The organism is Variovorax sp. Soil_C_12, from assembly GCF_057657375.1.
The window spans coordinates 96,585-120,398 of the sequence record NZ_JBDGIO010000006.1 but is presented as its reverse complement, the minus strand read 5'-3'; the positions used below and the strand labels follow the sequence as shown (position 1 = coordinate 120,398).

The following is a 23,814-nucleotide window of genomic DNA, read 5'->3' as shown; positions in this document are numbered from 1 at the left end:
GCTTCACTCCCTGGGCTGCACGCCGAAGCGGTGCAGCACGTTGCGCAGCAACCGGCCGAAGACCGGATCGCTGCCCAGCACCCAGGCGGCGCCCACCGCGCCGGCGTGGAACACGCGGCCGCCCTGGGGCCGCTCCCAGTAGATCATCTCGGCCGACAGGCCGTCGAGCGACTCTGTGAGATTCGAGAAGCAGTCGAGGTAGGCATCGAGCCGCCCGGGCACGCGGCGGATGCCCTGGGCGATGACCTCGATGCCCTCTTGCGGCACCGGCAGCGACGCGCCCGGCGGTACCTGCTTCGTCATGCGCGCGAGCGTGGCGATGCTGAGGTCCCACTCGTGGCCGATCGCGCGCGGCAGCCCGCCGTCCGGCGCATGGCCGAAGGTCTGGCCCTCGGCGAGGCCCAGCGGATGCGGCTCGTTGAACAAGGCATGGCGCGGCTGCGTGACATGGTAGACGCCGAAGTCCTCGCCGTCGGCGAAGGCCCACCCCGCGGTCTCCAGGCCGATGATGTCCGCGGCCGCCCGGCCCGAGGCCTTGAGCCGGCCACCGCGCGCCCAGTCCTGGCTGTGGAACTGCTCGCCGAAGGAGCCGGCGGGCGGGCCCACCGGCGGCGCCGTCTCGTCGTGCTCGGGGCCGTTGACCTTGCGCTGTTCCATCACCGTCATGTCCTCGTCGTAGCTCACGCGCAGGTACATCGTGTTGCCCGACAGCACGATCGCGCTGCCGCCGCGGCGCAGGTAGTCGTCCAGACCGTCGACGGCGGGGGTCGACCAGTACTCGCTGTGGCCGTTGACGAACACGCTGCGGTAGCGCGCGAGCAGCGACGGGTCGCGGTGCAGGTCGATGTCGCCGATCACATCGAAGTCGTAGCCCTGGCGCTCGAGCCACACGTGAAGACGGCGTTCGAGCCGCGCCCACTGGCTGAAGCCGCTGCCCTCGGGGTCGTACAGGGCGTTGGGGCTCGCGTTGGGCCAGGGCATGCGCAGGCCGACCTGGTAGCAGGGCTGGCCGGCGCGGTGGTCCGTGTAGCTGCAATAGGCCGGGGCCTCCGGGTGGCAGCTCTCCAGTCCCGCCGAGCGCCGCGGCCATATGGGATCGTCCACCACGTTCTTCGCGAAGGGCGTGCTTGCGTAGGCCAGCCAGCTGCTGACGGCGCACAGCACGAGGATGGGCGCAGGCGCGGCATGCGCGGGCTTGCGGACGATGAACGTGATGTCGTAGTCGGCGTCGCGGCCTTCGAGCTCGAAGCGCAGGCGGCCCACGTAGAGGCCGGGCTTCGCCTCCTGCGGAATGCGGAACTCGTGCGTGGCCTCCCAGCGGCAGTCGTAAAGGTCGTCGCTGGCCAGCCGCAGGCCGTGGCCGCGGGTGGGATCGCTGAAGGGGTCGTAGCGCGATTCGGCGTCTTCATGCGCGCCGACCTTGGCCGGCTCGAAGGCCGGGCCGACGATCATCCAGGTGCCGTGGTTGACGATGCGCCCGCAGCGCTGATGGCCGCTCGCATCGGCCACCTGCGCGCCGCGCTCCTCGCGCAAGGGCCAGCAGGCCAGTACCGAACGGTCGGTGGCGGCGACCAGGCCGCGTTCGGCACAGCGCTGCGAGATCTCCTCCGGTTCGAGGGCGCGGTCGTAGAGCACCGGCATCAGGAGGTCGGCGTCGAGAAACAGATCGGCCAGGCCGTCGACGGCGCCGGCGCCCAGGCGCAGCGGTGCCGGGCCGGGCCGCACCTCCTGCGCAGCCTCCCATTGCCCGGCCTGCACGCCGTCGATCCACAGTGCGGCGACCCGCCCGTTCCACGTGGCGGCCACGTGCTGCCAGCGCCGCGCGACCAGCCGGCCCCGGGCTTGCAGCGCATCGGCGCGGAAGGCGCCGCCATCGCCGAGATGGAAGCCCAGCGCGCCGCCCTCCTCGATGAAAAGGCCCCAGCCGCAATGCGCGGGGAAGTCGTACTGGCCGACCAGGCTCTGCCGCGTGTCGATGCGCCAGGGCTTGACCCAGCATTCCACCGTCAGGCCGCGCAGGGGCAGCGCGGCGGGCAATCCCTTGTCGACATGCACGTAGGAGCCCGGATGGATGGGCTGCACCCGCGCGGGCGATGGCGCAAAGCGATGCAGCACCTGGTCGTCGCTGCGCCCCTCCACATCGCTGCCCAGCCGGCAGACCGAAAGGCGATAGGCCCGGTCGCTGCTGACATGGAAGCGCAGCAGCTCCCCGGCCGCCACGCTCTTGTGGTCGGCATAGCCATGCACGCCGGGAAGATGAAGCGCCTTGTGTGCGGGTATGCAGCTCATTCGGAAGTGAAGCCCGAGGCCTTGACCACCGGCCCCCAGCGCTTGAGATCGTCCTCGATGAGCTTGCCGAGCTCTTCCCCGCTGCTCGGGTGCGGATCGCTGCTGAGCTTGCGCAGACGCTCCTGCACCTCCTTGTCGGCGAGTGCCTTCCCAAGTGCCGCATGCAGCTGGTCGACGACGGGCTTGGGCGTTCCGGCCGGCACGAACAGGCCGGTCCATTCGAGGTTGTCGAAATGCGGCTGGCCGAGCTCCTTGAGCGTGGGCACCTCGGGCAGCAGCGCGGCCCGCTTCGCGCCATTGACCGCGAGCACCTTGAGCTTGCCACTCTGCTGGTGGGCCACCAGGTCGGCGATGGGCAGGATGCCGGCCGCGATCTGATCGCCCAGCAGGTCCTGCACCAGCGGCGCGGCGCCGCGGTACGGTGCGGCCACCAGGTTGGTCTTGGCCTCGGTGCCGAGGCGGTAGCCCATGAACTGCGCGACGCTGCCCGGCGCGGGCACGCCGTAGCTGGCCTTCTGCGGATCGGCGCGCGCGATGTCCAGCCACTGCTTCACGTCCCTGGCCGGCAGCGCGGCAGGCACGGCGATGCCTTCGTAGAAGCTGGCGATGCGGCCCACGGCCTTGAAGTCCTTCACCGGGTCGTAGCGCACCGACTTCGAGGTCAGGGGCAGCATCACCATCATGTGCATGTTGGCCAGCAGCACGGTGAGGCCGTCGGGCGCGGCGTTGCGCACGTAGTCGGCTGCGATCTGGCCGCCGGCGCCGGTGCGGTTGTCGACGACCACGGTGGTGCCGAGCTCGGCCGCGAGCTTGTCGGAGAGCGTGCGTGCCTGCACGTCGGCGGAGCCGCCGGCGGGGTAGCCGACGATCAGCTTGACGGGGCCCTTGTTCGTGGCGATCTGCGCGGGCGCCGCGGCGGCGAAGACAAGGGTCGCGCAGGCGAGCGCGGTCTGCAGAAGTCGATGGATCATGGTGGGCCTTCGGGGGATGGAAAAAGGGTCAGGCCGCGAGGCCCTTGCGCGCGATCTCGTCGGCGAGGTCCGCGAGCGACTTCTGGAGCAGCTCGGCCAGCGTATCGATCTCGGCCTCGCTGATGGTGAGCGGCGGCGTGATCATCTGGAAGTCGCCGAAGGCGCCGAGGTTGGCGCGCCGGTTGTAGAGCGCGATGCCATGCTTGAGGCCCTGCTCGGTCAGCCGCGCCGGCGCGTTGAAGGCGACGGGCAGCTGGCGCCTGGTGGACTTGTCCGCCACGATCTCGATGGCCGTCAGCAAGCCCTTGCCACGCACGTCGCCGACGATGGGCGAGCGCGCCGCGATCTCGCGCAACCGCGCCATGAGCAGCTCGCCCCGGTCGCGCGCCCGCGCGACCAGGTCCTGACGGATCACCTCGTCGACCACCGCATGGGCGACCGCGCAGGAGAGCGGATTGGTGAAGTAGGTGTGGCCATGCACGAAGCCGCCGCTGCCGGCCACCGCGTCGACGATGCGGTCGGGCGCCAACAGGCAGCCCAGCGGGGTATATCCCGCGGCCAGCCCCTTTGCCAACGTGACCAGGTCGGGCCGCGCCGCGGGCCAGTGATGCGCGGCGAGGAAGGCGCCGGTGCGGCCGGCGCCACTCATGATCTCGTCGTAGATCACGAGCACGCCATGGCGGTCGCAGATCTGCCGCACGCGCTCGAAGTACGCGGCCGACGAGACGACCGCGCCGGTCGACAGGCCGCCGATGGGTTCGAGGATGAAGGCGAGCATCGTCTCGGGGCCTTCGCGCAGGATGGCCTGCTCGAGTTCGTCGGCGCACGCCATCTCGAAGGAGGCCACCGTGTGCCCTTCCGGCACCCGGTAGGACAGCGGCGCCGGCACCTTCGGCATCGAACGGATCATCGGGCCGTACAACCTCAGCGTGTTGGCGTCGCCCGTCACCGCGAGCGCGCCCAGCGTGGAGCCGTGGTAGCTGGGGTCGCGCGAGATCACCTTGCTGCGGCTGCCCTGCCCCGTGACCACCGCGTACTGGCGCGCCAGCTTGATGGCCGACTCGTTGGCTTCCGAGCCGCCCGAGACGAAGAAGGCGCGATCGAAGCCCTCGCCCGCCAGCGCGCAAACGCGGTCGGCCAGCGCGATGTTGTGCTCGCTTTCGAAGAAGCGCGGGTAGGCGAAGCTGACCTTGGCGGCTTGCTCGGTCATCGCGGCCAACACGCGCGGGTTGCCGTGGCCGATGTTGGCGACCACTGCGCCGGCGGTGGCGTCCAGGTAGCGCTTGCCGTCTGCGTCCCACAGGAAGACGCCCTCGCCGCGCGCGATGCGCGGCGGGCGTGGCGCGCCCTTGGGCGCGTAGAAGCCGAGGACGGTGCCGCCCTGGGGCGTGTCGCCGACGGTGCGAACGATGGGAGCCGGGTTGTTCATGCGCGGACGATACGAACAGAGCGCCCTGCCGGGTAGACGTATCAAGCGATGAAGTGCTATACGTCACGCGCATGAAGTACGCACACGACCGCCTGGACCTGCTCGAGACCTTCATCCGCATCGGCGAGAGCGGATCGCTGAGCAAGGCGGCGCGGCTGCTCGGCACCACGCAGCCGACGGCGAGCCGGCGCCTGCTGGAGCTGGAGCGCCTGCTGGGCTGCAAGCTGGCGCTGCGCACCACGGCCAGCTTCTCGCTCACCGACGAGGGCCGTTCGCTGCTGGCCGAGGCGCATGACCTGACGGATCGCTGGTCGGGCCTGTCGCACCGGCTGTCGGGCGGCCAGAGCCGGCCCGAGGGCACCTTGCGCGTGATCGGCCCCTCGGGCTATGGCACGGGCTTCCTGACGGACGCGGTGACGGACCTGCGCGCCGCGCATCCCGGCCTGCGCATCGAGCTGACGCTGACCGATCGCGTGGTCGACCTCGCGGCCTCGGGCGCGGAGTGCTGGGTCTGCGTGGGCGATGTGCGCGACCCCGGCCTGGTGAGCCGCCACCTGGGCGCGATGGAGCGCGTGCTGATCGCCACGCCGGCCCTGCTCAAGCGCACCGGCCCCGTCACGCTGGCGCGGCTGCCCTCGCTGCCCTGCGTGGGTCTGGTGCCCTATGTGGAGGGCAGCGTGCGCCTGCTCGACCGGTCCGGGCGCTCGCGCATGGTGCGGCTGGACACGCCGATCAAGACCGACAGCCTGCTGTCGAGCTACCGCGCGATCCTCAATGGCGCAGGCATCGGCGCCGCCGCGCCGTGGATGTGCCATGCGGACATCCAGGCCGGCCGGCTCAAGCGGGTGCTGCCGCGCTGGTGGCTGGAGCCGATCGGCATCCACGTCGCGCTGCCGCCGGGGCTGTACAGGCCGGCGCGGGTGACGGCCTTCATCGAGGCGTTGAAGCAGCGCATGCATGCGCTGCCCGGGTTCAAGCCGGCTTGACGGAACTTCGACTCAACGCGCCTTGGACGGCGCGGGCTGCCGTGGCTTCTTCTTGTCGTCCTCGCCGCCGAACAGCTTCTCCACCTGCTGCCCGACCCGCGCGCCGATCGCGGTGCCCACGCCCGGCAGCACGGCCGTGCCCACGGCGGCGCCGGCCAGCGCGCCGCCGGTGAGCGACACCTGCGGTTCATCGAGCGTGCCGGCCAGTTTGAGCGGCATGCCGACCACGCCGTCGACCAGATCGATCGCCATCTCGCCATTCAGCCGCCGATTGAGCACGCTCGCGCTGCCGCTGGCGCTGAGCACGCCGGAGCGCGCCTTTAGGCCCGTGTAGCGCAGCAGGATGCCGTCCCCGGTGTTCTGCGTCTCGAGGGTGCCGGTGAGCTCGTCGAGCACCGTGCGGCCGCCGCGGCCGGCATTCGGCGCGCCGACCACCTTCGACAGGTCGAAGCCCTTGAGCGTCGCGGGCCGCATGACGAAGCGGGTGCGGGTGTTCAGGTGCAGGATCAGCTCGCCGACGTCGTCGCCCTCGCTGCGCACTTCGGTGCGGCCGTCGAGACGGCCCTCGACGGCCTGGTTGCGGCCGAAGGCGCTCACCAGCCCGCCCACGTCGACGTCACGTGGTTCCAGCTCGGCGGTGATGCGCATGCGACCCTTCTCGAGCGTCTGCAGTTCGGCCTGGCCGTTCCAGGTGCCGCCGCCGGCGTCGATCTGCACGCGCCATCGGTCCTCCCCGCCTTCGCGGGCGAGGCGCAGGCGCGTGGTGGGCGACACGCCCGGGCGCCGCACTTCCGCCTCGCGCGGACGCCAGCCGGGGTCGAAGCGCAGCTCGGCATCGTAGGCGAGCGCGATGTCGCGGCGGTTGATCCAGACGATGTCCTCCAGCCGCACTCGCTCGACCGGGATCTCGGCTGGGGTCCAGCCACCGGCCAGCATGCCGGGGACCTCGTCCGCTTGCCAGCGGCCGCGGAAGGCGCGCACCGAGGCCCTTGGCAGCACGGCGCCTTCGACCTCGACGGCCTCGATGGCGATGGAGCGGCGCAACAGCGCGGCGAGCCGCGGTCGCAGGACCACGCGGCGCACGGTGATGGGCCGCGGCTGATCGGTCGCAAGATCGTGCAGCACCACGACCGGCGTGGGACGCAGGGACCAGCTCGCGCTGCCCACGCGCAGGCCGATGCCGCTGGCGCGCTCGAAGCTCTCGCTGACCCGGGCCGCGAGCGCTTCGTCGCTGGGCAGGAGCCGCAAGGCGAACCAGCCCAGGCCGCCCAGGAGCAGCAGCACCGCCACGCCGGTGCCGATGAGCCATCGTCGCGTTCGCGTCATCGCCACAGCTTGAGTCCCGGGTTGGGTTGGCCATGTCGTCTTGGGACGACCGGTGATGTCAGGGTCAGTCGCTATAGTTTTGGCCACACATCGACCTGGAGAAACGCGAATGTCCATCTGGAAGAAAGAAATCTCGATCGAGGAGCTGACCCGCAGCCACGTCAACACGGCGGTCGCCACGCTGGGCGTGGAGTTCCTCGAGATCGGCCCCGACTTCATCCGCGGCCGCGTGCCAGTGGACGAGCGCACGCGCCAGCCTTACGGCATCCTGCACGGCGGCGTGTCGGTGGTGCTGGCCGAGACGCTGGGCTCCTGCGGCGCCCACTACTCGGCGCCCGAAGGCCACCGCGCAGTGGGCCTGGACATCAACGCCAACCATCTCAAGGCCACGACCTCGGGCTGGGTCACGGGCGTTGCGCGCCCGGTGCACCGCGGCCGCAGCACGCAGGTCTGGCAGATCGACCTCAGCAACGACGCCGGCGAGCTGACCTGCGTCTCGCGCATCACCATGGCGGTGCTGATCCCGCAAGGCTGAGCCCTTGAGGCAGCCCGAGAACAACAACCGAGGAGAACCCCAACCATGAGCGATTCCTACCTCCCCCGCTGGCGCGAGGTCGCGGCCGGCCATGCCGCCGTGGTGGCGCCCGACGAGCGCCTGCCCTGGCCGCAGACCGCCGCGATGGGCGTGCAGCACGTGATCGCGATGTTCGGCGCCACGGTGCTGGCGCCCATCCTCATGGGCTTCAACCCGAACATCGCGATCCTGATGAGCGGCGTCGGCACGCTGATCTTCTTCCTGGTGACCGGCGGCCGGGTGCCGAGCTACCTGGGTTCGAGCTTCGCCTTCATCGGCGTGGTGATCGCGGCCACGGGCTATGCCGGCCAGGGGCCGAACGCCAACCTCGGCGTGGCGCTGGGCGGCATCATCGCCTGCGGCGCGGTCTACGTGCTGTTCGGCGTGCTGGTCGCGCTCACCAACGAGCGGCACCACAAGTCGATGCCGATCCGCGGCGTGGAGGTGGAAGAGATCGAGCAGGACGTCGCCGTGCACTGGATCGAGCGGCTGATGCCGCCGGTGGTGACGGGCGCGGTGGTGGCGGTGATCGGGCTCAACCTGGCGAGCGTGCCGATCAAGAACATGGCGCCGACCGGCTTCGACACCTGGATGCAGGCGCTGACCTTCCTGTGCGTGGGCCTGATCGCGGTCTACACGCGCGGCATGGTGCAGCGCCTCTTGATCCTCATGGGACTGATCGCCGCGAGCCTCATCTACGCCGTGCTGACCAACGGCCTGGGCCTGGGCAAGCCGATCGACCTCGGCCCGCTGGCCGCGGCGGCCTGGTTCGGCCTGCCGAAGTTCGCGGCGCCGGTGTTCGAGGTCAACGCCATGCTGCTGATCGCGCCGGTGGCGGTGATCCTGGTGGCCGAGAACCTGGGCCACATCAAGGCGGTGAGCGCGATGACGGGGCGCGACCTCAACCCCTACCTGGGGCGCGCCTTCATCGGCGACGGCATTGCGACGATGGTGAGCGGTGCGGCCGGCGGGACCGGCGTCACCACCTACGCCGAGAACATCGGCGTGATGGCGGCCACCAAGATCTACTCGACCGCGATCTTCGTGGTGGCGGCGCTGATCGCGCTGCTGCTGGGCTTCAGCCCCAAGTTCGGCGCGCTGATCCAGGCGATCCCGCTGCCGGTGATGGGCGGGGTGAGCATCGTGGTGTTCGGCCTGATCGCGGTGGCGGGGGCCAAGATCTGGGTCGACAACCGGGTCGACTTCTCGCAGAACCGCAACCTGATCGTGGCGGCCATCACGCTGATCCTGGGCACCGGCGACTTCACGCTGAAGTTCGGCCAGTTCGCGCTGGGCGGCATCGGCACCGCCACCTTCGGCGCGATCCTGCTCTACGCCCTGCTCAACCGTTCGCGTGCCGCCTGAGGCGGGTTCCAGCGGGGCACGGCGCGCGTGCGGTAGATGCGCAGGATGCGCGCCATCAGCTCCTGCAGCAGCCCCGGCGGGTCGTCGATCATGCGCGCGACCGGGAAGCTGCCCAGCGCGAATCCGGCGAAGCGGATCTGGACGCGGTCGAAGTAGAGGTACAGGCCCCGCCCCGCGTCGAGCAGGCAGCGTTCGGCCGTGTCGAAGAAGTCGCCGCACTGGAGCTCGGCCTCCGATGCCGCGCCGAGGCTGTAGGTGTAGAGGTCCGAGCGCACCGTTCGAATATCGAGGATGGGTTGCATAAGGGCGAGCATGGCGCGCAATTTCGAAGTGGCCGAGTGTGTGAAGAAAAGGCGGCGGCGCTTGTAGGAGTCAAGCCATCATTCCTGCCGGTGTTGCGTCCGCGAATCAATGTGAAACCCCATGCAAGAAGTGTTGTGCGGCGTCATCTTTCCATGAAGCATCGACAGGTTGCCCGCCACTGCCCGTTAGACTCCAACGCTTTTCGCACCTACGTTTTCCATGGCCGACGCATCCGCCGCGCGCACCCGAGCGGTTTTCGAATTCAAGAGCGCGACGCTGCCGCTGATCGCCGTGATCCTCAAGACCGCGGACCTGAGCGTGCTGGCCGAGGCGCTGGACCTTCAGCTCGCCGATTCCCCCGATTTCTTCGACCAGGAGCCGGTGGTCATCGACCTGTCGCAGCTGCCGCAGGGCGATGCGGGGCCGGGCATCGATTTCGCCGCGCTGCGGGCCCTGCTGGCGCGCCACCAGACGCAGCCGATCGCGGTGCGCGGCGGCAGCGATGCGCAGAACCGCGCGGCGCGGTCCGCCGGCCTGTCGGTGACGGCGATGCCGGTGCCGCCGACGCCCAGCGCGCGGCCGCCCGCGCCGGCGGCCGAACCCCCGCAACCCCAGATCGTGCGCGAGGTGCCGGTGCCGGCCAACGGCACGCTGGTGATCGACAAGCCGCTGCGCTCGGGCCAGCAGGTCTATGCGCGCGGCGGCGACGTGGTGGTGACCGCAGTGGTGAGCTTCGGCGCCGAGGTGATCGCGGACGGCAACGTGCACGTCTACGCGCCGCTGCGCGGCAAGGCGATCGCGGGGGCGCGCGGCAACACCGAGGCGCGCATCTTCACCACCTGCATGGAAGCGCAGCTGGTCGCGATCGCGGGCATCTACCGCACCGCGGAAGTCGCGCTGCCCGCGGAGATCGCCGGCAAGCCGGCACAGATCTCGCTGGATGGAAAAAAGATCGTGATGAGCGCGATCGAGTGACGCGCATCGGCTCGCACACCTGAACAAACGAAACAGAAGAGAAGGACTGGAATGGCCAAGATTGTGGTGGTGACCTCGGGCAAGGGCGGCGTCGGCAAGACGACCACGAGCGCGAGCTTTGCATCGGGACTCGCGCTGGCGGGCAAGAAGACGGCCGTGATCGACTTCGACGTCGGCCTGCGCAACCTGGACCTGATCATGGGTTGCGAGCGGCGCGTGGTCTACGACCTGATCAACGTGATCCAGGGCGAGGCCAACCTGAGCCAGGCGCTGATCAAGGACAAGCAGTGCGACAACCTGTTCGTGCTGGCCGCCTCGCAGACGCGCGACAAGGACGCGCTGAAGCAGGAGGGCGTCGAGAAGATCCTGAACGAGCTCAAGGAGCAGGGCTTCGACTACATCGTCTGCGACTCGCCCGCGGGCATCGAGACCGGCGCGCTGATGGCGATGCACTTCGCCGACGAGGCGCTGATCGTGACCAACCCCGAGGTCTCTTCGGTGCGCGACTCGGACCGCATCCTCGGCATGCTGGGCTCCAAGACCAAGCGCGCCAAGGAAGGCGGCGAGCCGATCAAGGAGCACCTGCTGATCACGCGCTACAACCCGAACCGGGTGGCGGGCGGCCAGATGCTGTCGCTGGAGGACATCCAGGACATCCTGCGCATCAAGCTGATCGGTGTGATCCCGGAGTCGGAGAGCGTGCTGCAGGCTTCCAACCAGGGCATCCCGGTGATTCACGACCAGGAGAGCATGGTGGCGCAGGCTTACGCCGACGTGATTGCGCGCTTTCTCGGCGAGGACAAGCCCATGCGCTTCGTCGACGCCGAGAAGCCCAGCTTCTTCAAGCGCTTCTTCGGGGGGAGGTAAGGGATGTCTTTCCTCTCGTTCCTGTTGGGCGAAAAGAAGAAGACGGCAGCCGTCGCCAAGGAGCGGCTGCAGATCATCCTCGCGCACGAGCGCAGCAGCCTGAGCGGCAAGCGCCGGCCCGACTACCTGCCGGAGCTCCAGCGCGAGCTGATCGCGGTGATTTCCAAGTACGTGTCGATCAATGCCGACGACATCAAGGTCCACCTGGAGAAGCAGGACAACCTCGAGGTGCTCGAGGTGAAGATCGAGCTCCCGGACGGGACCGCGCTGGCGACGCGCTGAGCGGCCCCGGTCAAGCCTTCGATATGAAGGCGGCCACCTGCTGCAGCACCGAGGGCTCCCTCAGGATGCGGCGGTGGCCCAGGTCCTGCGTCGCGACCAGCTCTGCGCCGGCGATCGCGTCGCGGTAGGCCACGCCGTCGGCGAAGCGGTTCACGCGATCGTCGCGGTCATGCACCACCAGCGTGGGCTGGGCGATGCTCGGGCCGACGGCGGCCGGCTCCAGCAGCGGCATCAGGATGCCCTCGCGCGCCTCGATGCGGTGCTGCATGGCAGCCCGCGTGCGCTCGCTGAGGCCGAACACATGGGCAAAGTAGCGCGTGAACGCATGCGGCGACGCGGGCGGCGCCAGCAGGACCAGGCGCTCCGTGCGCAGGCCGCGGCTGGCGGCGTAGGCCAGGGCGTTGGCGCCCAGCGAGTGCGCCGCGATCGCCTTGAGCGCCGTGCCCTCCAGTGCCAGCCGGGCCGCCACGTAGTCGATGGCCCGCGCGAACTGCGGCAGGTTGCTCACCGTCCCGGCGCTTCTGCCGTGGGCCGGCATCTCCAGCAGCAGCGGTGCGAAGCCTTCTGTCGCCAGGGCCTGCGCCAGCGGCAGCATCTGGCCGGCGTGGCCGCCCCAGCCATGCACCAGCAGCACGCGCGGCGCCCCGGGCGGGGCCGCGTCGGGCGTGTAGAGGCCCAGGTTGGCGTTCTCGAAGGCCCAGGCCTCGCGCTGCCATCCGGCCGCCGGGCCATGGCGGCGGTTCAGCCACTTGAGCGGCAGCGGCGTGCCGAACAGGCGGTAGGCCGCGCGCACGCCGAGCGCGGGCCAGGCCCGCTGCGATGCGCCGAGGGCCAGGCGCAGGGCACGCATCCAGGGGCTGGCACCGTAGTAGTTGGAGGCCGCGGCAGAGGGGGCGGCGGTGGATGTGGCAGTCGTCATAACGGGTTCCTTGTCGTTCAGTACCAGACCCAGTCTTCGTTGCTTTGGGGCAGGCTGCGGAGCGTGTCGACGACCGAACGCAGGCCGAGGCCGACGAGGCAGGCGCCGAGGAACAGAAGAGCGATCAACATGGTTTTCTCCTTTATCGCACGACCGTGCGAAATGTGGACGAGCGAAGGGCAAGGGCAGCGACAGGCATTGGGGTCTCAGGCGCGGTAACTGGCCACCAGCCGCCGCCAGGTGAGCTGGGCGCGGTCGGCGGCGCGTGTGTCTCGCAGGAAGCGGGCGTCGTGCAGCAGGGACATGATCAGGCCGTTGATCTCGCTGACGAGTTGCGCGGGATCGGTGTCGGCCCGCAGCTCGCCGGTCTCGATGGCCTGCAGCACGGTGCGGCGCAGGGCGGCGCGCCAGCGCGTGACCTCCTCCACCAGCAGGTCGCGCAACTCGCCCTCGCGGTCGTCGAACTCGAAGGCGCCGGCGGTGTAGATGCAGCCGGTCTCGGTCTCCACGTCGCGGGTGCGCACGATCCAGCGCGCGACGATCTCGTCCAGCCGCGCCAGGCCCTTGGGCTTCTGCATCGCGGGCACGAAGACGTCGGCCAGGAAGCGGCTGCCGAACTCCTCGATCACCGCCTTCTGCAGCGCCTCGCGCGAGCCCACGCGGGAGAACACCCCGCTCTTCGACAAGCCCAGGCGCGTGGCGACGGTCTGCAGGGTGATGGCGTCCAGGCCCTCTGCGGCGGCGAGGTCCATCGCGGCGCCGACGATGGCCGTGCGGGTCAGCTCGCTCTTCTGGGTCTTGGCATCCATGCGCTTCAATTTAGCACATGCGTGCGAAATTGCAAGACAAGAAGAATTGGGGCGTTTGCGACTTCCATCCAGCCGGGGTGTGGGCGTATCGTGGCGGCTCCAACCACAACCCGGAGAGAAGCATGGCAACAAGCAGCAAGACGAGCAGCACAGCCGGCGCCAAAAAGGCGCGGCCGACGGTCGCGGACGATGTGCAGGAGGCCTTCGTCAAGCCGCTCAAGGGCATGGCCGAACGCTTGCAGAATCTCCCGCTGGCCGGCGCGGCCAGCACCATCGTCGAGAGCGGGCGCAAGGACCTGCAGGCGCTGATGGAGGCCAACGAGCGCTCCTACCAGGGGCTGCAGGCCGTGGTGGCGCGCCAGACCGAGATGCTCAAGGCCTCGATCGTGGACTGGCAGGGCACGGTGAAGGGCATGTCGCCCGGCGAGCCGCGCGAGAACCTCGCCAAGCTCGATGCCATGGGCAAGGCCGCCTTCAAGCAGGCGCTGGACGACATCCGGGAGCTGTCGGAGCTGGCGGCCAAGTCGCAGGCCGAGGCCTTCGACATCGTGAGCCAGCGCATCCGCGCCAACGTGGACGAGGTCAGCAAGCTGCTGAAGACGCCGCGCAAGTAGGGGCGCCGTCGATGCCGGGCGGCACCCGCCGCCTGCCCATTTCGCGAAAAAGGTCCGTGACGGCGCTCGCAGGAAGCGTACATTGGTCTCTTTCGTCTGCGATCGGAGCGATTTTGGCCAAGGCATCGACTTCTCTTCCCACGCGCAACCCCGCCTCCGCGGCGGCCGACGAGGCGCGGGAGCGGCTGAGACAGGCCCTGCCCGCCACGGTCAACCTGTTGAAGCAGCGTCAGGCCGACCAGATCGCCGATGCCGACATCGAAGCCTACGTGGCGCTGAACTGGCTCGAGTGGCATGGCGGGGGGCTGCGCCTGACCATCACCGGAAGCAACGTGTGCGCCCAGACGGCCACAGCCGCCGCCTGATCCGCTTGGTTAGTTCGACGCGATGATCTGGGCGATCAGCCCGGTCGCGATCGCAGCCAGCACGAAGTCACCGTTCGCGCTCACCCAGTGGTAGCCGCTGGGCGGCGCCTGCAGCCTGTGGGAACGCCAGTCGCCCACCTCCCGGTAGTGGCCGCGGTAGACCGGCGGCAGATAGCCGCCGCGACGCCAGGCGCGGTGCTCGTCCCAGCGGCGATGGTCGTCCCGTGCGTCCCAATGTCCGCGCCGGTCGTGGTCGCGGTCGTATCGCTGCGAGTAGCGCGGGCCGTCCTGGTCGTGACGGCTGTAGCGGTCGCGATGGCCATGCCGGTCGTCCTGCGCCAGCGCGCTCCCGGCCATGCCGAGAGCCAGCATGGCGGCGATGACGCTTGTACGGATCCTGCTGCGCTTGTTCATTGCGACTCCTTCAGTGCGTTGGAACATGGGTGCAGTATGGAAAGCCCATGTATCGCCGTGGCACGCCGCCGATGTGGCGGGCATGAAGGCTGTAAGCGCGGGTAAAGGCTTCGCCGCGAAAGCTTCTCAGGGCGCGCTGCCCTGCGGGCCCACGGAAGGCGGCGCACTGCGGCCGTGCCCCCCAGGCAGCTTGCGGCCCAGCGATTCGCCGAAATTGCGGATCGGCCTGCTCGCACGCTCGGAGGTGTTGCTGACGCCGCGGCGCGTGGCCGAGTCGGCGTGGTCGATGCTGCGGCCAGCGGCATCGGAGCCGCGCTGGATGCCGCCGAGCACCTTGTTGTTCTGCGGCGGCGACTTGAGCGTGTGGGCGCGCTGCGCCGTGGGCGGATCGTTCGCGTTCTGCGCGGATGCCGCCACCGGCAGCGTCAGGCAAGTGGCGAGTGCGGCGGCGCAGGCGCATGAGAGGGGCTTGATGGTCATGAGTCGGTCTCCTCGAATCGGGTGTTTCATTGGTCGTCAGCGGCGGCGGCACGCGCCATCCGCTCGCTCTTCCAGTACACGTCGTCGCCGCCATCCACGCGGTTCAGCACGCGCGCCAGCACGAACAGCAGGTCGCTCAGGCGGTTGAGGTACTGGCGCGGCGCGTCGTTGAGCTCGGCCGCGGCGCCGAGCGCGACAAGCGCACGCTCGGCACGCCGGGCGACGGTGCGGCACACATGGGCCTGGGCAGCCGCGCGGGTGCCGGCCGGCAGGATGAACTCGGCGAGCCGCGGCAGCGCGGCATTGTGCTGGGCCAACGCGTCGTCCAGCTGCAGCAGCGCCTCGCCCTTCAACAGCGTGTAGCCGGGCATCGAGAGCTCGCCGCCCAGGTTGAAGAGCTGGTGCTGCACGTCGACCAGCAGCTCGCGCACCGGTGCCGGCATCGGCTCGCACAGCAGCAGGCCGACGTGCGAATTGAGTTCGTCCACCTCGCCCATCGCGTGCACGCGCAGGTGGTCCTTGGGAACGCGCGTGTTGTCGCCGAGGCCGGTGGTGCCGTCGTCGCCGGTGCGCGTGGCGATCTGTGTGAGTCGGTTGCCCATGTGGCTGTCTTCGTGGAAGGTGGTTCGTAGAATGGTAGCCCCCTCAGGAGACCCGCCGATGAACGCGCCCACCGCCCTCTCCCAGCTCACCCCTGCCATCGCGCTGCGCGAGGTGCCCGACGCTCTGATCGAGGCCTTGAAGGCCCGCTTCGGCGACAACTGTTCCACGGCGCTCGCGGTGCGCACGCAGCACGGGCGCGACGAGTCTTCGTTCGACGCGCCGCCGCCCGCGGCGGTGGTCTTCGCCGAGACCACCCAGGACGTGGCCGATGCGGTGAAGCTCGCGAGCGAGCACAGCGTGCCGGTGATCCCCTTCGGCGTCGGCTCCTCGCTCGAAGGCCATCTGCTCGCGGTGCAGGGCGGCATCAGCATCGACGTGAGCCGCATGAACCGCGTGCTCTCGGTCAATGCCGAGGACCTCACGGTGACGGTCGAGCCCGGCGTCACGCGCAAGCAGCTCAACGAGGAGATCAAGAGCACGGGCCTGTTCTTCCCCATCGACCCCGGCGCCGATGCCTCGATCGGCGGCATGACGGCTACGCGGGCGAGCGGCACGAACGCGGTGCGCTACGGCACCATGCGCGAGAACGTGCTGGCGCTCGAGGTGGTCACCGCGAGCGGCGAGGTGATCCGCACCGGCACGCGCGCGAAGAAGTCATCGGCCGGCTACGACCTCACCCGCCTCATCGTGGGCAGCGAAGGCACGCTGGGCGTGGTCACCGAAATCACTCTGCGTCTCTATCCGCTGCCCGAAGCGGTGTCGGCCGCGATTTGCTCCTTCCCGAGCATCGAGGCCGCGGTGCGCACGACCATCGAGATCATCCAGCTCGGCGTGCCGATCGCGCGCGTGGAACTGATCGACGTCAACACGGTGCGCATGGTGAACAACTATTCCAAGCTGGCGCTGCGCGAGGAGCCGATGCTGCTGATGGAGTTCCACGGCTCCCCGGCCGGCGTCAAGGAGCAGGCCGAGACGGTGCAGGAGTTGGCCAGCGGCCACGGCGGCAAGGCCTTCGAATGGGCCAGCACGCCGGAGGAGCGCACGCGGCTGTGGACCGCGCGGCACAACAGCTACTTCGCGGCGGTGCAGTCGCGCCCGGGCTGCCGCGTGATCTCCACCGACACCTGCGTGCCGATCTCGCGGCTCGCGGACTGCCTGCTCGAATCGGTGGCCGAGGCCGATGCCAGCGGCATCCCCTACTTCCTCGTCGGCCACGTGGGCGACGGCAACTTCCACTTCGGCTATCTGCTCGACCCGCACGCGCCCGAGGAGCGCGTGACCGCCGAGAAGCTCAACCACGCACTGGTCTCGCGCGCGCTGGCGCTCGAGGGCACCTGCACCGGCGAGCACGGCGTCGGCCTGCACAAGATGCAGTTCCTGGTCGACGAGGCCGGCGTCGGCGCGATCGACATGATGCGGACCATCAAGCGTGCGCTCGATCCCAAGAACATCATGAATCCGGGGAAGATCTTCAGTCTCTGAGGCGCCAAGAAAAAGCCCGGCGCTCGCAAGGAGGCCGGGCTTTCTTGTGCGCCGACCGAACTTCGGCGCTTCCTCTCTCGAATTACTTGCGGCGCGCCGGCGCCCGCTCGGCGGGTGCCGAGGTCTGCGAAGGTGCCACGCCGCCATCGACGCCCAGACGGCCACCGCCGCCCAGGCCCTGGCCTTGCACCGTCTGCGCCTTGTAGTTGCGCAGCGAGACGACCATCTGGTTGAAGGCGTCCATGAAGGCAGCGCTGATCACCTTGCCCTGCGCCGTATTGGTGTAGCCGCCCAGGCCGCCCGCCCCGCCGCTGCCGAAGACCGAGCCGAAGGCGCCGAAGTCGGTCTTGGAGGCGCTGCCCTCGGAAGCCGCGACCTGGACGCCCGAACGGTTGTCGATCAGGGTCAGGAGCGCGCTGGCTTCCTTGGTCTGGAGATTGCCGCCCACGGCGGCGAGCACACCGCTGTAGCGCCCTCCGACCAGGCCGCCGAGCCCGCCGCCCATGCCGCCGGCATTGGTGTTGCTGAAAACGATCTCGGGCGACAGGCCGTAGTCGGATGCGACCATCTGGCCGCGGCCGAAGTTGCTGCCCTGGCGCATCTCGCCCGAGGCCATCAGGTCGCGCTCACGCCCCATGGCATTCATGCCCGCGGCGCCGCGCTCCACCACCACGAAGCAGTTGGACTGCTGCACCAGCAGGCGCAGCAGGTTGGCGGTGGGCGGCAACCGGTATTCGTTGCGAAGGATGGTGTACCAGCCGGCCGACTGGTTCTCGATCAGCGAGACGGTGCCGAGCGGCGACGCGCAGCGCTCCAGCGAGCCGCTGGCGTTGGCCGAGGCGGTGCCGGCAGCGCTGCCGGTGGCCACCGTCTTCGCGCTCTGGCTGCCCATCTGCATGTCGGTGGTCTGGCAACCGGTCAGGAAAAGTGCGCCCACGGCGACGGCAAGCGAAAGACGGGCGGAGTTCATGGTCGGATTCCCTCTGAATACTTTCAGGCTATTAGGTTAGAAAAAGTAACCGGCAGAGCATAGGCGCAAAGAAGCCCCCGGACAACCATCCGGAAGCTAGGACTTCCCCACTTTGCAACTAGACCGTTTGGCGGATGCGGTCGATGAGGCCGTTGAGGGCCTCGAGCGAGCCGAAATGGATGGCGAGCTCGCCGCTCTGCTCCACCTTGCCCCCGCGCTTGCTGCGCTTCTTGATGCGCACCTCGACCTCGGCGGCCAGCAGATCGGCCAGTTCTTCCTCGACGCGCTGCAGATCGCGCGACTTCTCCACTCCGCCGCGCCGCACCGGCGGCCGCAGGCTGAACTCGGCGCCCAGCTTCTTCACCAGCGTCTCAGCCTCGCGCACCGAGAGCTTCTTGGCGGCGATCTGGTTGGCCGCCGTGATCTGGGTGGCTTTGTCCAGCGACAGCAGCGCGCGCGCGTGACCCATGTCGATGTCGCCCGCCATCAGCATGGCCTGGGCAGGCTCGGCGAGGTTCAGCAGGCGCAGCAGGTTGCTGGCGGCACTGCGCGAGCGGCCGACGGCCTGGGCCGCCGATTCATGAGTGAGCCCAAACTCGGAGACCAGGCGCTGCAAGCCCTGGGCTTCTTCCAGCGGGTTGAGGTCTTCGCGCTGGATGTTCTCGATGAGCGACATGGCGGCCGCGGCTTCGTTCGGCACGTCGCGAACGAGCACGGGCACGCTGTCGAGGCCCGCCAGCTTGGCAGCGCGGAAGCGGCGCTCGCCCGCGATGATCTCGAACTCGGCGTTGTTGTTGGCGCGCGATGCGTCGCCTTCGAGGCGGCGGACCAGGATGGGCTGCATGATGCCCTGCGCCTTGATGCTCTCGGCCAGTTCGTAGAGCGCGCCCTCGTCCATCCGGGTGCGCGGCTGGTAGACGCCGGGGACCATCTGGTCGAGGTTCAGGGTGGTCGGATTGGGCGGAGCGGCGTCGTCGTTCGCGGAGCTGTCCTGGCCGGTGAAAGTGGGCCCCAGAAGGGCTTCGAGTCCACGGCCGAGGCCCTTGGGTTTTTTGGTGGCCATCGAGGTCATTCTTCTTTCAGGAGTTCGTTCAGCAGTTGGCGGCCCGTGGGCCAGTCGCCCAGGCCGGATTCGCCGTTGAGATGGCCGCCGGGCCCGGCATCGTGGTAGCGGGCGCCCCAGTCTTGCGCCAGGCCGCGCGAGCGTTCGGCGCTGCAGTAGGGATCGTCGCTGGCGGCAATCATCAGCGCGCGAAACGGCAGGGGCTGGCGCACGATCGGCGCCCAGCCGGGAATCATCTGGCGCAGGTCCTCTCGCTCGAGGTCGCCCGGGGCGACCAGAAAGGCGGCCTGCACCTTGGGCGTGTTGCGCGAATGGGCGGCCCAGGCGGCCACCAGGATGCAGCCCAGGCTGTGAGCGACCAGGACCACCGGTCCCGGCGAAGCCAGCACTTCCTCTTCCAGCCGGGCCGACCAGTCGCCGCGCAGTGGCCGCATCCACTCATGCTGCTCGACACGGCGGTCGCCATGGACCGCCTCCCAGCGGCTTTGCCAGTGCGGGGCATCGCTGTTCTGCCAACCGGGCAGCAACAGGATGGTGGGCGCGGTCATCTGCTGCAAAATTAATAGCAAGAAAGATCGGTCCGGCGGCCTTTAGAGGCCATTGGGATCCTGGACGACGACGGGCGGCGCATCCATCGGCACCGGTGCGGGCGCCGCGGCGGCGCCCGCCATCGCGCTGGCCGGCGGCATCTTCCGCACCAGCTCCTCCGCGAAGGCGATGAAAGCCTGGCTACCGCGCGCGGCCGGATCGAAGATCACGCCCGGCAGGCCGTAGCTCGGCGCCTCGGCCAGCCGCACATTGCGCGGGATCACGGTGTCGAACACCTTGTCGCCGAAATGGGACTTGAGCTGCTCGCTGACCTGCTGCTGCAGCGTGATGCGCGGGTCGAACATGATGCGCAGCAGGCCGATGATCTGCAGGTTCTTGTTGAGGTTGGCATGCACCTGCTTGATGGTGTTGACCAGATCCGTCAGCCCCTCGAGCGCGAAGTACTCGCACTGCATGGGCACGATCACGCCGTGCGCGGAACACAGGCCGTTCAGCGTCAGCAGGCTCAGGCTCGGCGGGCAGTCGATCAGGATGAAGTCGTACTCGGCGCCGACGGCAGCCAGCGCGGTGCGCAACCGCTTCTCGCGGCGATCGAGCGTCACCATCTCGACCTCCGCCCCGGCCAACTCGCGGTTGGCGCCCAGGACGTCGTAGCCGCACTTCTCGGCCTTCACCCGCGCCTCGGCCACCGAGGCGGACTCGAGCAGCACGTCGTAGACGGTGGTCTCCAACTGCCGCTTGTCGATGCCCGAGCCCATGGTCGCGTTGCCCTGCGGATCCAGGTCGATCATCAGGACCCGCTGGTCGACCTTGGCCAGCCCGGCAGCGAGATTGACGGTGGTCGTGGTCTTGCCCACGCCCCCCTTCTGGTTCGCGATACAGAAGATCTTCGCCATGCTACTGGGACGCCGCCAGCTTCACGCCAAAGCCGATCAGGAAGACGCCCGCCAGCTTTTCAAGCAGGGTCTTGATGCGCGGATTGGCACGCAGTCGCTCCGCCAGGAAGTGCGTGAGCAGCGTGGCGCCCAGGCAATAGGCGAAGGTCAGCACCGCGATCGTCAGCGCCATCACACCGAAAGTCAGCAAGCCCTGGTGACGCGCTGGGTCGACGAAGAGCGGGAAGAAGGCCATGTAGAAGACGATCGCCTTCGGGTTCAGGAGCGTGATCATCAACGCCTGCCGGAAGTACTGGCGCGGGCGGATGTTGAGCACCGGCGCGGCGCCCGGCTTGGCGGTCAACATCCGGAAGCCCAGCCAGGCCAGGTAGGCAGCGCCCAGCCACTGCACAGCCTTGAAGGCCGGCGGATAGGCGCTCAGCAGCGCGGCAACGCCGGCCACGGCAGCCCACATCAGGATCTGGTCGCCAGCAATCAGGCCGAAAGCAGCCGCCAGCCCGCCACGGATGCCGCCCTTGCCGGTGGAAGTGATGATGGCCAGATTGCCCGGCCCGGGAATCGCCAGAAAAATGATGATGGCGACAACGAACGCGCCGTAGTCAGCGATGCCGAACATGGAATTGCCTCGGAAAGGGAGGCTTCGAGTCTAAGCGAGGTCGATGCGCGGAAGGCCGCTCAAGCCGCCTGTTTTCGCGCCCAGACGATGCAGCGGTCGGCTTCCAGCCCGGGAACGCGCAGTTGTTCCACGTGAAACACCTCGATTTCGCCGGCCACTTGCGACAGTTCGTCGCTGGGCATCTTGCCTTTCATGGCAAGCCAACGGCCGCCGGGCGCGAGCAGATGCTTCGAGCCTGCGAAGAAATCGGGCAACGAGGCGAAGGCGCGCGAGCTGATCAGCTCGTAGCTCCCGGTCAGCGATTCGACCCTGGCGTGCAAGCCACGCAGGTTGGGCAGACCGAGTTCCGCCGCTACCTGCTGGACGAAGGCTGCTTTCTTGGCCACCGCGTCCAGGCAAGTAACGGTGATGTCGTTGCGCAGAATCGCGATGACCACACCCGGCAACCCCGCCCCTGCACCCACATCGAGCAGCGCCGCCCTCCCCGGCCACTCGCGGGCCAGCGGCCCGACGACGGACAGGCTATCGAGCAGATGATGGGTCAGCACACTCGCCGGGTCGCGCAAAGCGGTCAAGTTGTAGACCTTGTTCCATTTCAAGATCAGTTCGCCGTACGCCAGCAGCCGTTCGCATTGCCGGTCGTCCAGGCTCAGCCCAAGCGTCGCTGCGCCCTCGCGCAGCTCCCGATCGGAACTCATTCCCCGACTTGTTGAGGCTCGGCCGAGGCGTCCTGCGCGAAGGCGCGGTGCCCGCCCTTGCGCAGATGGATCATCAGCAACGAGATGGCAGCCGGGGTCACACCCGAAATGCGCGAGGCCAGCCCCAGGGTTTCGGGTCGGTGCTTGGTGAGTTTCTGCCGCACCTCGAAGCTCAGGGCCTTGACTTGGCTGTAGTCCAGGTCCGCCGGCAGCTTGAGATTCTCGAAATGCGCAGCGCGCTCGACCTCGTCGTGTTGGCGATCGATGTAGCCGGCGTACTTGGCGGCGATCTCGATTTGCTCGATCTCCGACTCGCCCAACGGCTGGTCCGCCGCGTACTTGCCACCGTCCAGCGACATCAGGGCGGCGTAGTCGACGTTAGGCCGCCGCAGCAGGTCGCCCAAGTTGTACTCGCGCTCGATCGCTTTGCCGAGCACGCGCTCCGATTCGCTGGCCGGCAGATTGCGCGGATTCACCCAGATCGAACGCAGCCGCTCTGTTTCACGTGAAACAAGGTCGCGCTTGCGCGAGAAGGCGTCCCAGCGCGCGTCGTCCACCAGGCCCAGCTTGCGGCCGGCATCGGTCAGGCGCATGTCGGCGTTGTCCTCGCGCAGCTGCAGCCGGAACTCAGCGCGGCTGGTGAACATGCGGTAGGGCTCGGTCACGCCCTTGGTGATCAGGTCGTCCACCAGCACGCCCAAGTAGGCCTCGTCGCGGCGCGGCAGCCAGGCCGCCTCGCCGCGGCACTGTAGCGCCGCGTTGATGCCGGCGAACAGGCCCTGGGCTGCCGCCTCCTCGTAGCCCGTCGTCCCATTGATCTGCCCAGCGAAGAAGAGCCCCTGGATGGCACGCGTCTCGAAGCTGCTCTTCAGCTCGCGCGGATCGAAGTAGTCGTACTCGATCGCGTAGCCGGGCCGCAGGATGTGGGCGTTCTCCAGCCCGGCCATCGAGCGGACCAGCTGGTACTGGATGTCGAAAGGCAGGCTGGTCGAGATCCCGTTCGGGTAGTACTCGTTGGTCGTCAGCCCCTCGGGTTCCAGAAAGATCTGGTGGCTTTCCTTGTCGGCAAAGCGATTGATCTTGTCTTCGACACTCGGGCAGTAGCGCGGCCCCACCCCGTCGATCTTCCCGGTGAACATCGGGCTGCGATCGAAGCCGGACCGGATGATCTCGTGCGTGCGCGCATTGGTGTTGGTGATCCAGCAAGGCATCTGCCGCGGATGCATGTCGGTGCGGCCCATGAAGCTGAAGACCGGCATCGGCCCTGCCCCGCCCGGCATGCCGTCGCCCGGCTGCTCGACGCACTTGGAAAAATCGATGCTGCGCCCATCCAGGCGCGGCGGCGTGCCAGTCTTGAGCCGGCCTTGCGCCAGCTTCAGTTCCTTGAGCCGCGCCGACAGGCTGACCGCCGGCGGATCGCCCGCCCGGCCGGCCTGGTAATTGTCCAAGCCCACATGGATACGGCCATCGAGAAAAGTGCCCGCCGTGAGCACCACGGCGCGCGCGCGGAAGGCGATGCCCACCTGCGTCACCGCGCCCACGACCCGGTCGCCCTCGATCATCAAGTCGTCCACCGCCTGCTGGAAGAGCGAGAGATTCGCCTGGTTCTCCAGCCGGCGCCGGATCGCCGCCTTGTAGAGCACCCGGTCGGCCTGCGCCCGCGTCGCCCGCACCGCCGGCCCCTTGCTCGAATTGAGGATGCGGAACTGGATTCCCGCCTCATCGGTCGCGATTGCCATCGCACCCCCGAGCGCATCGACCTCCTTCACCAGGTGCCCCTTGCCGATGCCGCCGATCGACGGATTGCAGCTCATCTGCCCCAGCGTCTCGATGTTGTGAGTGAGCAGCAGCGTGCGGGCACCCATGCGCGCGGAGGCCAGCGCGGCCTCGGTGCCGGCATGGCCGCCGCCAACGACGATCACATCGAATTCTTCGGGATAGAGCATGGGGAGGGGCGCACCTGCGCGTG

At 68.8% G+C, this 23,814-nt stretch carries 26 protein-coding genes; 9 read left to right on the top strand and 17 right to left on the bottom strand.

The window, feature by feature from the left end; translation table 11 throughout:
- Nucleotides 1-3: 3 nt before the first annotated feature.
- Genes AC3A6X_RS17630 through AC3A6X_RS17620 form a run of 3 tightly spaced genes read right to left on the bottom strand, consistent with a single transcriptional unit; the run spans nt 4 to nt 4,689 of the window.
- Nucleotides 4-2,289, bottom strand: a complete 2,286-nt coding sequence (locus tag AC3A6X_RS17630) for a N,N-dimethylformamidase beta subunit family domain-containing protein (RefSeq protein ID WP_487843400.1) — start codon at nt 2,287-2,289, stop codon at nt 4-6.
- Nucleotides 2,286-3,260: a Bug family tripartite tricarboxylate transporter substrate binding protein gene (locus AC3A6X_RS17625; RefSeq protein ID WP_487843399.1), complete on the bottom strand. Its 975-nt coding sequence runs from the start codon at nt 3,258-3,260 to the stop codon at nt 2,286-2,288. The genes AC3A6X_RS17630 and AC3A6X_RS17625 overlap by 4 nt, the downstream gene beginning before the upstream one ends.
- A gap of 28 nt (nt 3,261-3,288) precedes the next feature.
- Nucleotides 3,289-4,689: an aminotransferase family protein gene (locus tag AC3A6X_RS17620; RefSeq protein ID WP_487843398.1), complete on the bottom strand. Its 1,401-nt coding sequence runs from the start codon at nt 4,687-4,689 to the stop codon at nt 3,289-3,291.
- 71 nt (nt 4,690-4,760) lie between these two features.
- Here AC3A6X_RS17620 and AC3A6X_RS17615 point away from each other — a divergent pair, with 71 nt between their 5' ends.
- Nucleotides 4,761-5,675, top strand: coding sequence for a LysR family transcriptional regulator (locus tag AC3A6X_RS17615; RefSeq protein ID WP_487843397.1), 915 nt, complete (start codon nt 4,761-4,763; stop codon nt 5,673-5,675).
- A 12-nt stretch (nt 5,676-5,687) separates the two neighbouring features.
- On the opposite strand, the gene AC3A6X_RS17610 is transcribed toward AC3A6X_RS17615, so the two are convergent.
- Nucleotides 5,688-7,001 carry an AsmA family protein gene (locus AC3A6X_RS17610; protein ID WP_487843396.1) on the bottom strand — a complete coding sequence of 438 codons (1,314 nt, stop codon included), beginning with the start codon at nt 6,999-7,001 and terminating at the stop codon, nt 5,688-5,690.
- A 109-nt stretch (nt 7,002-7,110) separates the two neighbouring features.
- Here AC3A6X_RS17610 and AC3A6X_RS17605 point away from each other — a divergent pair, with 109 nt between their 5' ends.
- Nucleotides 7,111-7,536, top strand: coding sequence for a hotdog fold thioesterase (locus tag AC3A6X_RS17605; RefSeq protein ID WP_106559714.1), 426 nt, complete (start codon nt 7,111-7,113; stop codon nt 7,534-7,536).
- Between the two features lie 45 nt (nt 7,537-7,581).
- Nucleotides 7,582-8,940 carry a solute carrier family 23 protein gene (locus tag AC3A6X_RS17600; protein WP_487843395.1) on the top strand — a complete coding sequence of 453 codons (1,359 nt, stop codon included), beginning with the start codon at nt 7,582-7,584 and terminating at the stop codon, nt 8,938-8,940.
- On the opposite strand, the gene AC3A6X_RS17595 is transcribed toward AC3A6X_RS17600, so the two are convergent.
- The gene (locus AC3A6X_RS17595) at nt 8,907-9,254 is read right to left on the bottom strand and encodes a hypothetical protein (protein WP_487843394.1); all 348 of its coding nucleotides are present in this window, start codon (nt 9,252-9,254) and stop codon (nt 8,907-8,909) included. The genes AC3A6X_RS17600 and AC3A6X_RS17595 overlap by 34 nt on opposite strands.
- A 208-nt stretch (nt 9,255-9,462) precedes the next feature.
- Between AC3A6X_RS17595 and minC the strand changes: the two genes are divergently transcribed.
- From minC to minE, 3 genes are read left to right on the top strand one after another with little or no spacing between them, the layout of a single operon-like run.
- The gene (gene minC / locus AC3A6X_RS17590) at nt 9,463-10,218 is read left to right on the top strand and encodes a septum site-determining protein MinC (protein ID WP_487843393.1); all 756 of its coding nucleotides are present in this window, start codon (nt 9,463-9,465) and stop codon (nt 10,216-10,218) included.
- A 51-nt stretch (nt 10,219-10,269) separates the two neighbouring features.
- A complete protein-coding gene (gene minD, locus AC3A6X_RS17585) occupies nt 10,270-11,085 on the top strand; it encodes a septum site-determining protein MinD (RefSeq protein WP_487843392.1) in 816 nt (271 codons plus the stop codon).
- A gap of 3 nt (nt 11,086-11,088) precedes the next feature.
- A complete protein-coding gene (gene minE, locus AC3A6X_RS17580) occupies nt 11,089-11,367 on the top strand; it encodes a cell division topological specificity factor MinE (protein ID WP_106559709.1) in 279 nt (92 codons plus the stop codon).
- 10 nt (nt 11,368-11,377) lie between these two features.
- Here the strand turns inward: minE and AC3A6X_RS17575 are convergent, their stop codons facing one another.
- The gene (locus AC3A6X_RS17575) at nt 11,378-12,286 is read right to left on the bottom strand and encodes an alpha/beta hydrolase (protein ID WP_487843391.1); all 909 of its coding nucleotides are present in this window, start codon (nt 12,284-12,286) and stop codon (nt 11,378-11,380) included.
- Between the two features lie 206 nt (nt 12,287-12,492).
- Nucleotides 12,493-13,095 carry a TetR/AcrR family transcriptional regulator gene (locus tag AC3A6X_RS17570; protein WP_487843390.1) on the bottom strand — a complete coding sequence of 201 codons (603 nt, stop codon included), beginning with the start codon at nt 13,093-13,095 and terminating at the stop codon, nt 12,493-12,495.
- A gap of 122 nt (nt 13,096-13,217) precedes the next feature.
- Between AC3A6X_RS17570 and phaP the strand changes: the two genes are divergently transcribed.
- The gene (gene phaP / locus AC3A6X_RS17565) at nt 13,218-13,709 is read left to right on the top strand and encodes a TIGR01841 family phasin (RefSeq protein ID WP_309960176.1); all 492 of its coding nucleotides are present in this window, start codon (nt 13,218-13,220) and stop codon (nt 13,707-13,709) included.
- Between the two features lie 56 nt (nt 13,710-13,765).
- Nucleotides 13,766-14,074: a hypothetical protein gene (locus tag AC3A6X_RS17560; RefSeq protein ID WP_487843389.1), complete on the top strand. Its 309-nt coding sequence runs from the start codon at nt 13,766-13,768 to the stop codon at nt 14,072-14,074.
- Between the two features lie 9 nt (nt 14,075-14,083).
- On the opposite strand, the gene AC3A6X_RS17555 is transcribed toward AC3A6X_RS17560, so the two are convergent.
- The 3 genes from AC3A6X_RS17555 to AC3A6X_RS17545 all read right to left on the bottom strand — a co-directional run bounded on the left by AC3A6X_RS17555 (nt 14,084) and on the right by AC3A6X_RS17545 (nt 15,570).
- Complete coding sequence (locus tag AC3A6X_RS17555; protein WP_487843388.1) at nt 14,084-14,488, bottom strand: RcnB family protein; 405 nt, start codon at nt 14,486-14,488, stop codon at nt 14,084-14,086.
- Nucleotides 14,489-14,614: 126 nt separating this feature from the next.
- The gene (locus AC3A6X_RS17550) at nt 14,615-14,968 is read right to left on the bottom strand and encodes a hypothetical protein (protein WP_487843387.1); all 354 of its coding nucleotides are present in this window, start codon (nt 14,966-14,968) and stop codon (nt 14,615-14,617) included.
- A 26-nt stretch (nt 14,969-14,994) separates the two neighbouring features.
- The gene (locus AC3A6X_RS17545) at nt 14,995-15,570 is read right to left on the bottom strand and encodes a cob(I)yrinic acid a,c-diamide adenosyltransferase (RefSeq protein WP_487843386.1); all 576 of its coding nucleotides are present in this window, start codon (nt 15,568-15,570) and stop codon (nt 14,995-14,997) included.
- Nucleotides 15,571-15,628: 58 nt separating this feature from the next.
- On the opposite strand from AC3A6X_RS17545, the gene AC3A6X_RS17540 reads away from it, so the two are divergent.
- Nucleotides 15,629-17,053, top strand: coding sequence for an FAD-binding oxidoreductase (locus AC3A6X_RS17540; RefSeq protein ID WP_487843385.1), 1,425 nt, complete (start codon nt 15,629-15,631; stop codon nt 17,051-17,053).
- A gap of 82 nt (nt 17,054-17,135) precedes the next feature.
- Here the strand turns inward: AC3A6X_RS17540 and AC3A6X_RS17535 are convergent, their stop codons facing one another.
- The 7 genes from AC3A6X_RS17535 to mnmG all read right to left on the bottom strand — a co-directional run bounded on the left by AC3A6X_RS17535 (nt 17,136) and on the right by mnmG (nt 23,791).
- Nucleotides 17,136-18,023, bottom strand: coding sequence for a CsgG/HfaB family protein (locus tag AC3A6X_RS17535; protein ID WP_487843384.1), 888 nt, complete (start codon nt 18,021-18,023; stop codon nt 17,136-17,138).
- 118 nt (nt 18,024-18,141) lie between these two features.
- Nucleotides 18,142-19,086 carry a ParB/RepB/Spo0J family partition protein gene (locus AC3A6X_RS17530; RefSeq protein ID WP_487843383.1) on the bottom strand — a complete coding sequence of 315 codons (945 nt, stop codon included), beginning with the start codon at nt 19,084-19,086 and terminating at the stop codon, nt 18,142-18,144.
- 5 nt (nt 19,087-19,091) lie between these two features.
- A complete protein-coding gene (locus AC3A6X_RS17525; protein ID WP_487843382.1) occupies nt 19,092-19,634 on the bottom strand; it encodes an RBBP9/YdeN family alpha/beta hydrolase in 543 nt (180 codons plus the stop codon).
- Between the two features lie 42 nt (nt 19,635-19,676).
- On the bottom strand, nt 19,677-20,531 hold the full coding sequence (locus AC3A6X_RS17520; protein WP_487843381.1) for a ParA family protein: 855 nt from the start codon (nt 20,529-20,531) through the stop codon (nt 19,677-19,679).
- A gap of 1 nt (nt 20,532) precedes the next feature.
- Nucleotides 20,533-21,147: a LysE family transporter gene (locus tag AC3A6X_RS17515; protein WP_487843380.1), complete on the bottom strand. Its 615-nt coding sequence runs from the start codon at nt 21,145-21,147 to the stop codon at nt 20,533-20,535.
- 59 nt (nt 21,148-21,206) lie between these two features.
- Entirely contained in the window at nt 21,207-21,845 is a 639-nt protein-coding gene (gene rsmG / locus AC3A6X_RS17510) for a 16S rRNA (guanine(527)-N(7))-methyltransferase RsmG (RefSeq protein WP_487843379.1), read from the bottom strand.
- Complete coding sequence (mnmG, locus tag AC3A6X_RS17505) at nt 21,842-23,791, bottom strand: tRNA uridine-5-carboxymethylaminomethyl(34) synthesis enzyme MnmG (RefSeq protein WP_487843694.1); 1,950 nt, start codon at nt 23,789-23,791, stop codon at nt 21,842-21,844. The genes rsmG and mnmG overlap by 4 nt, the downstream gene beginning before the upstream one ends.
- Between the last annotated feature and the right edge of the window lie 23 nt (nt 23,792-23,814).